Source organism: Acidovorax sp. JHL-3 (assembly GCF_000526295.1).
Classification (GTDB): domain Bacteria; phylum Pseudomonadota; class Gammaproteobacteria; order Burkholderiales; family Burkholderiaceae_C; genus Acidovorax; species Acidovorax defluvii.
On record NZ_JAFU01000001.1, the window covers coordinates 2,585,961 to 2,600,607 of the forward strand.

Annotated in this window: 11 protein-coding genes; 6 read left to right on the top strand and 5 right to left on the bottom strand. The window is 65.7% G+C overall.

Features of this window, described 5'->3' with window-relative positions; all coding sequences use genetic code 11:
• Window positions 1-36: 36 nt before the first annotated feature.
• A complete protein-coding gene (locus K226_RS0112140) occupies window positions 37-411 on the top strand; it encodes a hypothetical protein (RefSeq protein ID WP_024815065.1) in 375 nt (124 codons plus the stop codon).
• Between the two features lie 51 nt (window positions 412-462).
• Here the strand turns inward: K226_RS0112140 and K226_RS0112145 are convergent, their stop codons facing one another.
• A complete protein-coding gene (locus K226_RS0112145) occupies window positions 463-1,035 on the bottom strand; it encodes a C40 family peptidase (RefSeq protein ID WP_024815066.1) in 573 nt (190 codons plus the stop codon).
• Between the two features lie 113 nt (window positions 1,036-1,148).
• Between K226_RS0112145 and K226_RS0112150 the strand changes: the two genes are divergently transcribed.
• From K226_RS0112150 to K226_RS0112170, 5 genes are all read left to right on the top strand, one after another.
• Complete coding sequence (locus K226_RS0112150; RefSeq protein ID WP_024815067.1) at window positions 1,149-2,747, top strand: thymidine phosphorylase family protein; 1,599 nt, start codon at window positions 1,149-1,151, stop codon at window positions 2,745-2,747.
• Window positions 2,748-2,749: 2 nt separating this feature from the next.
• Complete coding sequence (locus tag K226_RS0112155; protein ID WP_024815068.1) at window positions 2,750-3,664, top strand: ribose-phosphate diphosphokinase; 915 nt, start codon at window positions 2,750-2,752, stop codon at window positions 3,662-3,664.
• A 57-nt stretch (window positions 3,665-3,721) separates the two neighbouring features.
• A complete protein-coding gene (locus K226_RS0112160) occupies window positions 3,722-4,327 on the top strand; it encodes an isochorismatase family protein (protein WP_024815069.1) in 606 nt (201 codons plus the stop codon).
• 181 nt (window positions 4,328-4,508) lie between these two features.
• A complete protein-coding gene (locus K226_RS0112165) occupies window positions 4,509-5,822 on the top strand; it encodes a DUF2254 domain-containing protein (protein ID WP_024815070.1) in 1,314 nt (437 codons plus the stop codon).
• Window positions 5,823-5,988: 166 nt separating this feature from the next.
• Window positions 5,989-7,950, top strand: coding sequence for a propionate--CoA ligase (locus tag K226_RS0112170; RefSeq protein WP_255346686.1), 1,962 nt, complete (start codon window positions 5,989-5,991; stop codon window positions 7,948-7,950).
• Window positions 7,951-8,068: 118 nt separating this feature from the next.
• Here K226_RS0112170 and K226_RS0112175 read toward each other — a convergent pair whose 3' ends face one another.
• The 4 genes from K226_RS0112175 to K226_RS0112190 are packed head-to-tail and all read right to left on the bottom strand — an operon-like array spanning window position 8,069 to window position 14,568.
• Complete coding sequence (locus tag K226_RS0112175) at window positions 8,069-11,371, bottom strand: EAL domain-containing protein (protein WP_024815072.1); 3,303 nt, start codon at window positions 11,369-11,371, stop codon at window positions 8,069-8,071.
• Between the two features lie 9 nt (window positions 11,372-11,380).
• The gene (locus tag K226_RS0112180; protein WP_024815073.1) at window positions 11,381-12,310 is read right to left on the bottom strand and encodes a DMT family transporter; all 930 of its coding nucleotides are present in this window, start codon (window positions 12,308-12,310) and stop codon (window positions 11,381-11,383) included.
• On the bottom strand, window positions 12,307-12,909 hold the full coding sequence (locus tag K226_RS0112185; protein WP_024815074.1) for a methylated-DNA--[protein]-cysteine S-methyltransferase: 603 nt from the start codon (window positions 12,907-12,909) through the stop codon (window positions 12,307-12,309). Before K226_RS0112185 ends, K226_RS0112180 begins: the two co-directional genes overlap by 4 nt.
• Before the next feature lie 60 nt (window positions 12,910-12,969).
• Window positions 12,970-14,568, bottom strand: coding sequence for a DNA-3-methyladenine glycosylase 2 family protein (locus tag K226_RS0112190; protein ID WP_024815075.1), 1,599 nt, complete (start codon window positions 14,566-14,568; stop codon window positions 12,970-12,972).
• Window positions 14,569-14,647: the final 79 nt, after the last annotated feature.

Below are 14,647 nucleotides of genomic sequence, written 5' to 3' on the forward strand. Positions count from 1 at the left end.
GAGTCAAGCACTCTGATGGAATCAAAAGGAAACCGCATGAAGAACTATTCGACCACCGGCCTGTTGGCCACCGCAGCGTGGGTGGTGGCGGGCGTTTTTTCAATGCCAGCATTTGCGCAAGGTGGCGATGAGGCATCGCTGAAGCGTGGTGCGGCACCCGATACCACCGCGCAGCAGCGTTACCAGTCTGCTATCCGCGAGGCGGGAGGCGGGCTCAAGATCAGCCTGCAGGAGTGCAAGACCCTGCCCGCAGGCAAGGATCTCAAGGCGTGCGAGGGTGATGCCCGGTCGCGCTATCAGCAGGACATGGCCGATGCGCGGGCCATGCGCAGCAACCCGAATCTGGGCCCGGTCAATATCACCGGTGGACCCATTCGAAGCACTGAAACGGTGACGGTGGTCAAACCCTGACCGGGGTGGGCGCTGCACAACGGCAGCGCTGCAGGCACTGCAGTCCGTGCCTTAGGGCTGGGCCTTTGCTTCGACCGTGACACGGCGCGCGCCGTCAAAGCGGCGCTGCCAGTAGGACTGGCGCATGTCTTCCACCCGCACTTCACTGCCTGTGCGGGGTGAATGGATGAATTTGCCGTCGCCCACATAAATGCCCACGTGGCTGAAGGCGCGGCGCATGGTGTTGAAGAACACCAGATCGCCGGGTTGCAGTTCTTTTTTGTCGATGACCTGGGTGCTGGCAGCTTGCTGAGCGGCCTTGCGCGGCAGGACCATGCCCACGGTTTTTTCGTAAACAGCGCGCACGAAGCCGCTGCAGTCAAATCCAGTGGAGGCGCTGGTGCCGCCACGGCGGTAAGGCACGCCAATGAATCCCATGGCGTTGCCAATCAGATCGGCGGTGCGGTCTGCGACCACATGGGCTTTGTCTGCGACCGAATGGCGCACATCATCGAGTTGCACCAACAACCCTTTGTCTGTCAGAAATCGTTCGATGCGCTCAATTTCTTCGGGGGAAGCCGTTGCAGGCGCAGCCTGCGCAGCAGAGGCACAGGTGAGAAGTAAGGCAATGATCCAGCGAGACATGGGGGCGGAGGGTAACACGCTTTGCGCAAGGATCTGTAACCGGATGGCAGCGCTTGATGTGCATCATCGTTTTCCCGCTTGGGTGCCCGTCATTCCGGTGTAGGCTGATGCCCATGCATATCGAGACCAGCGAACCCCGGGATCTTCCCCCTGCACCCGTTACCAACCAAACCCCCTCACGACTGGCCTTGCGCCGTGTGGCCATCGACACCTGGCGCGAAAACGTGGCTTACCTGCACCGCGATTGCGCGGTGTACCGGGCCGAGGGTTTTCAGGCGCTGTCCAAGATAGAGGTGCGCGCCAACGGGCGCCACGTCCTGGCCACCGTGAATGTGGTGGATGACGCCTCCATCGTCGGCTGCAACGAACTGGGGCTGTCGCAAGACGCCTTTGCCCAACTCGATGTGGAAAACGGCCACACCGTATCGGTCACGCAGGCAGAGCCGCCCGAATCGATGGGCGCGCTGTTTCGCAAAATTGCCGGCGAGCGCCTGACACGGGCCGATTACGCGGCCATCGTGCGCGACATTGCCGGCCACCACTATTCCAAGATTGAGCTGACGGCCTTTGTCGTGGCCTGCAACCGCGACGAACTGGACCGCGAAGAGGTGTTCTTCCTGTCTGACGCCATGGTGGCCAGCGGCCGGCGGCTCGACTGGCACGAGCCGCTGGTGGTGGATAAACACTGCATCGGCGGAATTCCCGGCAACCGCACCACCATGCTGGTCGTGCCCATCGTGGCAGCGCACGGCATGTTGTGCCCCAAGACCTCATCGCGTGCCATCACCTCCCCGGCTGGCACGGCCGACACCATGGAGGTTCTGGCCAAGGTGGAATTGCCGTTTGAGCAGCTGGCCGACATCGTGCGCGACTACCGCGGCTGCCTCGCCTGGGGTGGCACGGCCAATCTTTCCCCGGCCGACGACGTTCTGATCTCGGTGGAGCGCCCCCTGTCGATCGACTCGCCCGGGCAGATGGTGGCCTCCATTTTGTCCAAGAAGGTGGCCGCCGGTGCCACCCATCTGGTGCTCGACATTCCCATCGGCCCCACGGCCAAGGTGCGCTCCATGCCCGAGGCCCAGCGCCTGCGCCGCCTGTTTGAATATGTGGCGCGGCGCATGGGCCTGTCACTGGACGTGGTCATCACCGACGGCCGCCAGCCCGTGGGCAACGGCATTGGCCCGGTGCTGGAGGCGCGCGACGTGATGCGCGTGCTGCAAAACGACCCCGATGCACCCAACGACCTGCGCCAGAAATCCCTGCGACTGGCGGGCCGCCTGATTGAATGCGACCCCGACGTGCGCGGCGGCGATGGCTATGCCATTGCGCGCGACATTCTCGACTCTGGCCGGGCGCTTCGGCGCATGGAAGACATCATCGCCGCGCAAGGCAGCAAGGGGTTCGACCACCTGCACCCGCAACTGGGCCCGCTGACCTTTGAGGTCTGCGCGCCCGCCAGCGGCACCGTGGTGGGCATCGACAATTTCCAGATCGCCCGTGTGGCGCGGCTGGCGGGCGCGCCCAAGGTGCAGGGCGCGGGCGTGGACCTGATGCACAAGCTGGGCGCAACGGTGGCGCAGGGCGATGTGCTGTACCGCGTGCACGCGGGCTACCCTGCCGACCTCGAATTCGCCCGGCAGGCCAGTGCCCGGGATATTGGCTACCGCCTGGGTGATGCCGACGCGGTGCCCCAGGTGTTTGTGGAGTTCTGACCATGTCGGTTGCCCCATCGCAGGCCTGCCTGCTGCATTTTGACGATGAAACCGCTGCCGCCCAGCGCCTGGGCCAGGCCGCGCAGCTGCCCGTGAAGATGATCGACCGCCACCGTTTCCCCGATGGCGAGCTCAAATTGCGACTGCCGGTGGATGGGGCAGGGCGCCTGCCTGCCCATGTGGTGCTGCTGCGCAGCCTGCATGACCCCAACGAAAAGCTGGTCGAGTTGCTGCTGACTGCCCACGCCGCCCGCACGCTGGGCGCCCGGCACATCACGCTGGTGGCGCCCTACATGGCCTACATGCGGCAAGACATTGCCTTTGCGCCGGGCGAGGTGGTCAGCCAGCAGGTGGTTGGTGCGTTTCTGGCCGGGCTGGTGGACGCCGTCATCACTGTAGACCCGCACCTGCACCGCGTGGCAACGCTGCAGGAGGCGATGGCCGTGCCCCAGGCCATCGTGTTCAGCGGCGCCGAGCCGCTGGCCGACCTGATCGCGCAGCGGCATCCCAACGCCTTGCTGGTGGGGCCCGATGGCGAATCGGCCCAGTGGATTGCCCAGGCAGCCGCCCGCCATGGTTTTGACCATGCCGTTTGCACCAAGGTGCGCCATGGCGATCGCGATGTAACTATCGAGCTGCCGCCGCTCCATGCCCAGGGGCGTGCTGTGGTGCTGCTGGACGATATGGCCAGCACCGGCCGCACGCTGGCCCAGGCGGCCCGGCTGCTGCGGGCGGCGGGCGCGGCCTCGGTGGATGTGGCCGTCACCCATGCGCTGTTTGCCGGCGATGCACTGCAAGCCCTGCACGATGCCGGAGTAGGCGAGGTGTGGAGCACCGACTGCATTCCCCACGCCAGCAACGCCGTGCCCATGGCCGAGCCCCTGGCGCAGGCGTTTCGTTCGCTGTTGCCCGCCTGAACCGGGCTGCGACAATCACCGCCTTCCGCGTGCCACTGACCGCTTTCGAAAGACACCATGCTGCTCGACGCCTCTGAATCCCAACTCGTTCTGGTGGACTACCAGGAACGCCTCATGCCCGCCATCTTTGAGGGCCCTGCCGCGCTGGCCAATGCGCTGCGCCTGGCCCAAATCGCCCAGCTCATGGAAGTGCCCGTGTGGGGCACCGAGCAAAACCCTTCGCGCCTGGGTGGCAACGATCCCGCGCTGCGCGCCCTGTGCCAGAAAACGCTGGCCAAGATGCATTTCAGCGCCGCCGAAGAAGGCTTGGGCGAATGGTTGCGCCCACCCGCCAAGCCCCAGCAGGGCGGCAATGCTCGCAGCCTGCCCAAGCATTTGCAAAAGCCCGCCCTGCAGGCGCCTGAGCGCGGCACCATCGTGATTGCAGGTTGCGAAGCCCATGTGTGCCTGATGCAGACCGCACTGGACCTGATTGAGGACGAGTTCGAAGTGTGGGTGGTGACCGATGCCTGCAGCTCGCGCACCGAACGCAACCGCGATGCCGCCTTCGATCGCCTGGCCGGCGCAGGCGCCGAGCTGGTGACCACCGAGATGGTGGCGTTTGAATGGCTGGGCAGCTGCGAGCACCCGGCGTTCAAGGACGTTTTGGGGTTGATCAAGTAACCGGTTCTTGGTTATTTTTGGCCTTCAGGGCTTTCTCAGAAAGCGCGAGCAGCTATGTAAGCTATAGCAATTGCAATGCCCGGACATTGCTGCCATCAACGCTGCGAGGGCCTTCGCGGGTCCGTCAACAAAGCCCTGTGGTGCCCACAATTCAGCGACGCTACAGGGTGGAGGAGTGCACATGAAATGGGTGGTGTCGCTAGAAAAGTGGCGTTTTCTGATGCGCCGCATCCGCGAGCGTTTGTGGGTCAAGCCGCTGTTGATCTGCGCTGTCTCGATCATTGCGGTGTTCGGCGCCAAGGTGTCGGACACCTTGCCACTGGCGCGCCTGGCACCCGACGTGTCGAACGGCTCGTTGGAGAGCCTTCTGTCCATCATGGCGGCCAGTATGCTGGCCATTGCCACCTTTGCGGTGGCCTCCATGGTGGCAGCGTATTCCTCCGCCAGCACCACGGCGACTCCGCGCGCGTTTCCTCTGGTGATTGCAGACGATGTGTCGCAGAACGCGTTGTCCACGTTTGTGGGGGCCTTCATTTTCAGTGTCGTGGCCCTCGTGGCCATGAAAAACGGCTACTTCGACATCGCCGGGCGCTTCACGCTTTTTTCGATGACGGTGTCTGTTCTGGGTTTCGTAGTGTTCACCTTTGTGCGCTGGACAGACCGCATCGCGCGCCTGGGGCGGCTGGGGGCCACGGTACAACAGGTGGAGGCTGCAACCGCCTCAGCCCTGCAACGCCGCCTGAAGGCACCCGCGCTCGGCGGCATTGCGCGCGACCCACAGGCCCCGGCGACGGGGGTGGCGGTTTATGCCTCTGAAGTGGGCTATGTGCAGCAGATTGACGCGCAAGCCCTGCAGGCATTTGCGCAGGACATCGGTGGTTGGGTCGTGGTGGATGCGCTGCCGGGCACGTTCGCCATGCCGGGTACTGCGCTGGCGCACGTCGTCCAAGGCGCGGTCTCGCCAGGCGATACGGATGCACAGCGGGTGGTCTCGGCGTTCACGATCGGGCGTGACCGCATTTTTGACCACGACCCGCGCCTGGGCCTGATCGTCCTGTCCGAGATTGCCGGGCGTGCGTTGTCTCCAGGCGTCAATGATCCTGGCACGGCCATCGGCGTCTTGGGCACGCTGGTGCGTTTGTTCACACTGTGGGCACAGCGGGATGAAAACCTTGCAGGGCAGCCTGTTGAGTTCGACCGGGTAGTGGTTCCCTTGCTGCAAGTGGGCGACCTGTTCGATGATGCTTTCACCGCCATCGCCCGCGATGGCGCTGGCGCGGTGGAAGTGGGCGTACGGCTGCAAAAATCGCTTCGATCGTTGGCGTCTGCGGGCGACGACGCCATGCGAGTGGCGGCCGTGAAACACGCTCAACATGCGCTCGCCAGGGCGGAGCAGGCGCTGTCCCTGCCGCACGAGGTTGGCACGATTCGCACACTGGCGCAAAGCGTGGGCGTGCCGCTGGCCACGGACGGGTCGTCGAATACTCTGCGGTAAAGCCGTGCGATAGTGGCGTCCTTTCTTTGAGTTGACAGTCTTTTTTGCTCTGACGCCGATGGATAAAGCGCGAATAGCTATAAATACGCAGCAATTGCTGTCGTCGATCCTTGAAGGTCGACGGACTCGGCCACGCACAACTGCGTCAGCTTCCCGCAAGCCCGTCATGAATAATTATGAATTCAAAACCTGCTGTCCCGGCAGGGAGAGAGAGTTGAGGAGACACCACACCATGACCGCATACGCTGACTTTTACCGCCAATCCATCGATCACCGCGACGCGTTCTGGAGCGAACAGGCGAAGTTGATCGACTGGAAGACCCAGCCTGCGCAGGTGTGCGACTACAGCAACCCGCCGTTTGCCAAATGGTTTGTCGGCGGCACCACCAACCTGTGCCACAACGCGATCGACCGCCACCTGAAAGACCGCGCCAGCCAGCCGGCACTGGTGGCCATCTCCACCGAAACCGATACCGAGCGCAGCTACAGCTTTGCCGAGCTGCACGCCGAGGTGCAGCGCATGGCCGCCAGCCTGATTGCGCTGGGCGTCAAAAAGGGCGACCGGGTCCTGATCTACATGCCCATGATTGCCGAGGCGGCCTTTGCCATGCTGGCCTGCGTGCGCATTGGCGCGCTGCATTCGGTGGTGTTTGGCGGCTTTGCCTCGGGCTCGCTGGCGTCCCGCATCGAAGACGCCGAGCCGGTGGCCATTGTCAGTGCCGACGCAGGTTCGCGCGGCGGCAAGGCCGTGCCCTACAAGCCGCTGCTCGACGAGGCCATTCGCCTGTCGCGCCACAAACCTGCCGCCGTGCTGCTGGTGGACCGGGGCCTGGCGCCCATGGACCTGGTGGCCGGGCGCGACCACCTCTGGGCCAGCTTGCGCGAGCAGCACCTGAACGCCACTGTGCCCTGCGAGTGGGTGGAATCCACGCACCCCAGCTACACGCTTTACACCAGCGGCACCACCGGCAAGCCCAAGGGCGTGCAGCGCGACACCGGTGGCTACACCGTGGCGTTGGCGGCCAGCATGAAGCACATCTTTGATGCCAAAGCCGGACAGACCTACTTTGCCACCAGCGACATTGGCTGGGTGGTGGGGCACAGCTACATCATTTATGGCCCGCTGATTGCCGGCATGACCACCATCATGTATGAAGGCCTGCCCACGCGGCCCGATGCGGGCGTCTGGTGGAGCATTGTCGAAAAATACAAGGTCACGCACATGTTCTCGGCCCCTACGGCGGTGCGCGTGCTCAAGAAACACGACGCTTCGTGGCTGAAGAAATACGACGTTTCCACCCTCAAGGCCCTGTGGCTGGCGGGGGAGCCGCTCGACGAACCCACGGCACAGTGGATCAGCGATGCGCTCTCGGTGCCCATCATCGACAACTATTGGCAGACCGAAACCGGCTGGCCCATCCTGACGCTGGCCAACGGCGTGGAGCAGCAGACCACGCGCTTTGGCAGCCCCGGCAAGGCCATGTATGGCTACCACGTCAAACTGATCGACGAAAGCAATGGCGAAGAGCTGACCCAGCCCAACCAGAAGGGCGTGGTCGCCATCGAAGGCCCGCTGCCCCCCGGCTGCATGCAGACGGTGTGGCGCGACGACGAGCGGTTTGTGAACACCTACTGGAAAAGCATTCCGGGCCGCATGATCTACAGCACCTTCGACTGGGGCATCCGCGACGCCGACGGCTACCACTTCATCCTGGGCCGCACCGACGACGTGATCAACGTGGCCGGGCACCGCCTGGGCACGCGCGAGATCGAAGAATCCATCTCTTCGCACCCCAACATTGCCGAGGTGGCCGTGGTGGGCGTGGCCGACAGCCTCAAGGGCCAGGTGGCCATGGCATTTGCCGTGCCGCGCGATGCCTCGGGCCTGACTGACGACGCCGCGCGCCTCAAGCTCGAAGGCGAGGTGATGAAGCAGGTGGACACCCAGCTCGGCGCCGTGGCGCGTCCATCGCGCGTGTACTTTGTAACGGTGCTGCCCAAAACCCGCAGCGGCAAGCTGCTGCGCCGCGCCCTGCAGGCCGTGGCCGAGCGCCGCGATCCGGGCGATCTGACCACCATGGACGACCCCGCCGCGCTGCAGCAGGTCAAAGACCTGGTGGGTGATTGATGGCCCGATAGCCCGGCTGCCGGACAACGCCCAGGCCTGCCGTGGCCTGGGTTTTGTCAAAAAATCTTGTCAAAAACAATAGCTGCAAGCGCTTGATGGATAAGCGCTGCGGCTATTTTCATATCGAATAATCCTCGGCATGCTGGTGCTGCCACTGCACAGGCGGTTGCCAGCGGCGGGCCCAGTCGATGAAGGTGTCGATGGGCATGGGGCGCGCAATGCAGTAACCCTGGCCATGGGCGCAACCGAGCTGCTGCAGCATCTGTCCCTGTTCGATGGTTTCCACGCCCTCGGCAATCACCTGGTAGCCAAACGACCGGGCCAGCCCGATCACCCCCTGCACAATGGCCCGGTCGCCCGTGTCGTCCAGCATGCCCTGCACGAAGCTCTGGTCGATCTTGAGTGTGTCCATGGGCAGGCGGCGCAGGTAGGTCAGTGATGAGTAGCCGGTGCCAAAATCGTCCAGCGCAACCGACAGGCCCAGAGCGCGCAGCCCGGCCAGGGTGTCGGCCACGGCGGCCAGGTCGTACAGCGCCGCGCTTTCGGTAATTTCGAGCTCGACCCGGCTGGGCGCTACCCGGGGGTAGCGGGCCAGGCATTGCACGATCCACGCCCCGAAGCCGGGGTGCTGCAGGTGCCGGGCCGAGATGTTGATGCTCACGGGCATGTGCAGGCCCGCCTCCTGAAGGCGTTCAAGCTGGGCCAGCGCCGCTTCGACCACCCACTGGCCAAAAACGATTTCGAGGGCGGTTCCGTCCAGCAGCGGCAAAAAGGCGCCCGGGGGCAGCAGGCCGCGCTCGGGGTGCTGCCAGCGTGCCAGGGCCTCAGCGCCCACCACCTGTCCGGTCTGCATGACCACCTTGGGTTGCAGAAACAGCACGAACTGCGCCTGCGTCAGCGCTTCGCTCAGGAGCAGGCCCTGCTCATGGTGTTCGCGCTGGGCGCGCTCCTGCGCTGCGTCGAACTGGTGAAACCGGTTGCGACCCGCCTGTTTGGCGGCATACATGGCCTGGTCGGCGTGGCGCAGCAGGGTGTCGGCGTCCGCGTCGTCACAGGGGAACACCGTGTAGCCAATGCTGGCCGTTACCGCCACGCGCTCGGTGTCCAGGGTGTAGGGCGAAGAAATGCTTTCCATCACGCGCCCCAGTAGTCGTTCGCCATCCGTGTGCGTGTTCAGGCCCGGCATGAGGATTACGAATTCGTCGCCGCCCAGGCGGGCCACGCAGTCTTGCGGGCGCAGCGCGCGCGAAAGCCGTCCCGCCACCACCACCAGCAGCCGGTCGCCGGCGCCGTGGCCCAGGCGGTCGTTGATGGGTTTGAAGCCATCCAGATCCAGATAGGCCACGCCCAGCTGGGTGCCGTGGGCGCGGGCCTGGGCCATGCCGGCCTGCAGCCGGTGCGCCAGCAGCACGCGATTGGGCAGGCCCGTGAGGGCGTCGTAATGGGCCAGTTTTTGCAGCAGCTCTTGCTGCTCATGCTGCGGCGTGACGTCGATGGCCACGCCCAGCATGCGCGCGGGCTGGCCTGCGTCGTCCGGTCCGATGATCTTGCCCACGTTGCGTATCCAGCGGGCGCCTCCCTGGGGCAGCACCACTTTCCAGGTGGCGTCGAACGGGGTGGCCGGATGGTCCGTGTGGCGGGCCAGTTCCGCCGAGATGCCGGCCAGCGCCTCGGCCGCCACTCCTGTCGTCCAGTGCACTGGGGGCGCGGAGGCATCGCCGGTGGGAGCACCGCGCAGGGCGCACCAGCGCGCATCGCCGTGGACCATGCCGGTTTGCAGATCCCAGTCCCACAGCCCCAGCGCGGCTGCCGATATGGTGAGCGACAGCAGCGCCTCGCGTTCGCGCACCTGCTCCTCGCTGCGCTTGCGGTCGGTGATGTCGTGCACGGCGAACAGCCAGCAGGGCTCGCCATCGAACTCCGTGGCGCGCATCGACTGCAGCGCTGTGCGCTCTTCGCCACTGCGCGTGATGATCTTGACCTCGTAGGCATCGAGCTGGCCGGTCTTTCGGGCCTCGTCAATGAGGCGGATACGATCCTGCGCCTGAAAAATGCCCAGCTGGATGGGTGAAACGCCCACCGCTTGCGCCCGGGTGTAGCCCAGCATTTGTTCCCACGCAGGATTCACCTCGACATAGCACCCGTCGCTTTGGCGTGTCATCCCCATGGGGTAGGGCATGAGCTGGAAGATGCGCGAGAAGCGGTCTTCTGACTGGCGCAACCGCTGCTCGGAGCGCTTGGCCTCGTCGATGTCCTGCAGCACACCGCGCATGCCGGTGACGGTGCCGTCCTGCAACACCGGTTCGCCGCGTGCGCGCACCCATATCTGGCGTCCATCGGCACGGATGATTTCGTGTTCCAGGCTCCATTCAGTTTGGTGGTGGTGGCAGTCGTGTAATTTGGCACGCACCATTTCCTGCCAGGCGGGCGCCACGAAGCGCTGAACATAATCGTGGGGTGGCGGGGCGCCCGGGGGCAGGCCGTGGATGTCACAGCAGACATCCGACCAATAGACCATGCCTGCTTCGCGCGTGCTCTCCCACGCGCCAAGACGGGCCATACGGCCGGCCTGCTGCAGCAGGTTGTTCAGTGCCCGCAACTCGTCGCTGGCGCGCTGCGCCTCGGTCGTGTCGTGAAAGACGAACAGGAAACAGTCTTCGCCCTCCACCACCACAGGGCGGGCCGACATCAGGCCGGGCACACGCACACCGTCACGATGCGCCACCATGGGCAGGCGGTCCACCTTGCCTTCGCGCTGGTAGGTTTCCAGCATGCGCGCGCGCTCCTGGTCCGAGGCCCAGATATTGAGCTCTCTGGAGGTGCGCCCCAGTACGGCTTCGCGTTCCGCACCCAGCAGTGCACAAAAGGCGGGGTTTACGTCGATGTAGCACCCGTCCGAAATCCGCGAAATGCCCGCAGCGTCGGGCAGTGTCTGGTAGATGGTGGTGTATTTGGCTTCCGAGGCGCGCAGTGCATCCTCGACCTCGTGCTGGGCCGTGATGTCCACGTCCATGCCTATCATCGTCAAGGGGCGGCCGGCGGCATCGCGCTCGCCCACCAGGCCCCGCGATATCACCCAGCGCCAACGGCCCGCCGTGTCAAGAATGCGGAACTCGGCTTCGTAGGTGGCCAGCTGCCCCCGCTTGGCCCGCTCCATCTTGTCAGCAAGGCGGGCAGCATCGGCCGGGTGCCTGCGGGCGTGCCAGCGTTCCCAGGCGTCGTCACTGTCGGCGGCCTCCATGCCGAAGGCGGCATAGAAACGGCCGTAGCAGCTGAGTTTCTGGTGCGCAATGTCCCATTCCCAGCGCCCTCCGCCCAGCGAATCGAGCGCCAGGCGCATCTGCTGGTCGCGCTCGCGCAATTGGTGGTTGGCCAACTGCGAGGCCACGAGGCATTTTTTGAGGGCCGGCACAACATCCATGCAGGGAGTTTAGGTCCGTTTCGCAGCCTCTAAAGGCTTGCGCGACGTACTGATAAGCCCCGTTGACAACATGGTGCCGCACACAATGACCAGCCCGCAGCCAATCATCCACGGCGTGATGGCCTCGTTCAGGAATACGGTGCCGTACAGCAGTGCAAACACCGGCGCCAGAAACGTCACCGCCAAAGCCCGGCTGGGGCCGGCGTGGGCAATGAGGCGAAAGTAAAGGATGTAGGCGATGCCGGTGCAAAGCACCGCAATGGCCACGATGGCGGCCCATGCGCGCGGCCCCGGCATGGTGGCGGGCCAGAACCACAGCATGGGCACCAACAGCCCCAGCGCCGCACCGAGTTGGCTGCCCGTGGCCGCGGCCAGGGGCGGCACGCCCACCAGGTAGCGCCGGGCATAGCTGGCCGCAATGGCATAGCAGGTGGTGGCGCCCATGCAGGCCGCAATGGCCCAGGGCGCATAGTCTGACTTGATGCCCGCCCCCCCCGGCGCGCGCCAGGCCAGCAGCGCCACCCCGACAAAACCAATGGCCAGCCCCAGCCCGCGCAGGCGGTTGATGCGATCGCCCAGCCACACCCAGGCCACCAGGGCGCCAAACAGCGGCACCGTGGCGTTGAGGATGGAGGCCAGCCCCGTGGTGATATGCAGCACCGCCCACGAATACAGCGCAAACGGAATGGCCGAATTCACCAGCCCCGACAGCAGCGCAGGCTTCCAGTGCTGGCGCAGCTGCGGCCACTGGCCCTGGTACAGCAGGATGGGCCACAGGAACACCGTGGCCAGCAGCACCCGCATCCCGGCCGTGGACAGCGGGCCAAACTCTGACGCACCCATGCGCATGAACAGAAACGAGGCGCCCCACAGGGCCGCCAGCACGACAAACTCGCCGATCCACGCGGAAACCGGTTGGGTGACGGGTGCTGCGCTCATGCAGCGGCCTTTGCCGGGGCCTTGGCCCGTCCTGTTGGCTGTGCTTTGGCATGCGCGTGTTCTGGTTGCGTGGCCCGTTTTTCTGGCTCGGAGGGCAGGGCGCCCTCCAGCTGCAGCAATGCCGCCTTGCGCTCCAGTCCGCCGGCGTAGCCCGTCAGGCTGCCGTCACGCCCAAGCACCCGATGGCATGGCACCACCACGCTGACCGGATTGCGTCCCACGGCGGCACCCACGGCGCGCACCGCGGCCGGGCGGCCCAGTTGCTGGCTGAGCGCGCCGTAGCTGGTGGTGTGGCCACACCCGATGGACAGCAGCGCGCGCCACACGTCCTGCTGAAACGGCGTGCCGCCCGCCAGATCCAGCGGCAGCTCGAACCCGGTGCGCTCGCCACGCAGGTACTGGTGCAGTTGCTCGATGGCGGCCACCAGCACCGGATGGTGCAGGTCTTGCGGCCAGGCGTGGGGCCCGTAGAGTTGCGCGGGCTGGTGGCGCTGGCCGTCAAACCAAAGGCCGACCAGACCCTGGGGAGATGCTGCCAGCCGCACAGTGCCCAGGCGGGTAGAGGTGCTCGTCTGCACGGTGGAGGGGTGGTATTGCATGGTCAATCAATATTGAATGAAATTGACTTGTAGCGCTTATGGGATAAGCGCAAACAGCTATTATTTTGATATTAATTCCATCGCTGTCGCACTGGGGTTGCTGGCGATGCTGCCCGCCGCCCATGCGCGCACCACGGCATAACTGCGCCAGGGTTGCCAGGCCAGCGAGGCCTGGGTGGCCGCGCGTGCCGGGTTTTTGTGCGCCTGCACGCCCAGGGATTTTTGCAGCGCCACGTCGCCCGCCGGAAACGCATCGGGCCAGCGCAGCACGCGCATGGCGATGTACTGCGCCGTCCAGTCGCCAATGCCGGGCAATGCGCACAGCGCCGCCGTGGTGGCGGCCACGTCTGCGCCACCTTGCAACTGCAGCTGGCCGCCGTCCACCGCCCGCGCCAGCGCCACGATGGCCGCTTGGCGCTGGCGCACGATGCCCAGCTGCCCCAAGGCTTCGCCGGGCGTCTGCGCCAGCACGGCCGGGGAGGGGAAAAGCCGTGTAAGTTCAGGCCAGGGCGTGGCGATGGGCTCGCCAAAACGCTCTACCAGCCGCTGCCCCAGCGTGCGTGCGGCCGCCACGGTGATCTGCTGCCCCAGCACGGCACGCACGGCCAGCTCAAAACCATCAAAAGCGCCGGGCACGCGCAGGCCATCGCCCTCGGGAAAACTGGCGTGCAGCACGGCATTGATGGCCGCAGGGTCGGCGTCCAGGTCGAGCATGGCGCGCACGCGGCGCATCACCAGTGGCAGCACGGGGTACAGGCTGTCGCTGGTCTGCACCAGCACCTGGTGGCGGTCGGGGTCAAAGTGGGCATTCAGCCAGCCGCAATGGTCTTGCAGCCCGCCAGCACCCCGAGTTTGCAGGCGCACCGTGCGGCGCAGCGCCGGGGTGGCCGCGTCGCCCGCCCACTCCACCCCGTGAAACTGGCGGCGGGCAAAAAAGGCCAGCAAGGCCGGCACATCCAGCGGTGGCCGATAAGCCAGCCGCAGCGTGGCCGCCTGCACGCCCGCGGCCCGGGTGCCGCCCCGGCGCAGCGCGGTCGGGTTGAGCCCATAGTGCTGCGCAAACGCAGCATTGAAACGGCGCACGCTCGCAAAACCACTGGCCAAGGCCACCTGCGTGACAGGCATGGGCGTGTCGGTCAGCAACTGCTTGGCGGTCAACAACCGCCGCGTCTGCAGATATTGCAGCGGCGACACCCCCAATGCCGCCTCGAAAATGCGGCGCAGGTGCCGGTCGCTCACGCCAAGGCGAGCCGCCAGCCGGGCCACGGTGGCATTGCGGCCTTCGCTGGGGGCGTGGCTTGCATCCCAGGCGTCGGGGGCATCCAGCAGCTGCACGGCCTGCCGCACCAGAATGCCGCTGGCGTCCTGCACCGACCACGCCAGTGCCTGCGGCGCCAGCTCGGGTCGGCAGCGCAGACAGGGCCGAAAGCCTGCGCCCTCGGCCTGCGCGGCCAGCGTGAAGAACCGGCAGTTTTCGCGCCGGGGTGTGCGCACGGCACACACCGGGCGGCAGTAAATGCCGGTGGAGGTGACGCCAGTGAAAAACCGCCCGTCAAAGCGCGCATCCCGGGCCTGCAGGGCACGGTAGCAGCCATCGTCAGCCGACGGGTCGACTGCCGTGTCGGCTGGCGGGGCGGGGCGAGGGGCGGGCGTTGTCATGGGCTCGATGATAGGCCGCCGGTGCGGCCGGGCTGGCCGTTTTCGGACCTGTGCCTGCGCTCCCCGGGCTTGGGTGGGG

Coding starts and splice junctions, on each gene's coding strand:
- K226_RS0112140 (WP_024815065.1), top strand. CDS start 37: ATGAAGAACTATTCGACCACCGGCCTGTTGGCCACCGCAGCGTGGGTG.
- K226_RS0112145 (WP_024815066.1), bottom strand. CDS start 1,035: ATGTCTCGCTGGATCATTGCCTTACTTCTCACCTGTGCCTCTGCTGCG.
- K226_RS0112150 (WP_024815067.1), top strand. CDS start 1,149: ATGCATATCGAGACCAGCGAACCCCGGGATCTTCCCCCTGCACCCGTT.
- K226_RS0112155 (WP_024815068.1), top strand. CDS start 2,750: ATGTCGGTTGCCCCATCGCAGGCCTGCCTGCTGCATTTTGACGATGAA.
- K226_RS0112160 (WP_024815069.1), top strand. CDS start 3,722: ATGCTGCTCGACGCCTCTGAATCCCAACTCGTTCTGGTGGACTACCAG.
- K226_RS0112165 (WP_024815070.1), top strand. CDS start 4,509: ATGAAATGGGTGGTGTCGCTAGAAAAGTGGCGTTTTCTGATGCGCCGC.
- K226_RS0112170 (WP_255346686.1), top strand. CDS start 5,989: ATGAATAATTATGAATTCAAAACCTGCTGTCCCGGCAGGGAGAGAGAG.
- K226_RS0112175 (WP_024815072.1), bottom strand. CDS start 11,371: ATGGATGTTGTGCCGGCCCTCAAAAAATGCCTCGTGGCCTCGCAGTTG.
- K226_RS0112180 (WP_024815073.1), bottom strand. CDS start 12,310: ATGAGCGCAGCACCCGTCACCCAACCGGTTTCCGCGTGGATCGGCGAG.
- K226_RS0112185 (WP_024815074.1), bottom strand. CDS start 12,909: ATGCAATACCACCCCTCCACCGTGCAGACGAGCACCTCTACCCGCCTG.
- K226_RS0112190 (WP_024815075.1), bottom strand. CDS start 14,568: ATGACAACGCCCGCCCCTCGCCCCGCCCCGCCAGCCGACACGGCAGTC.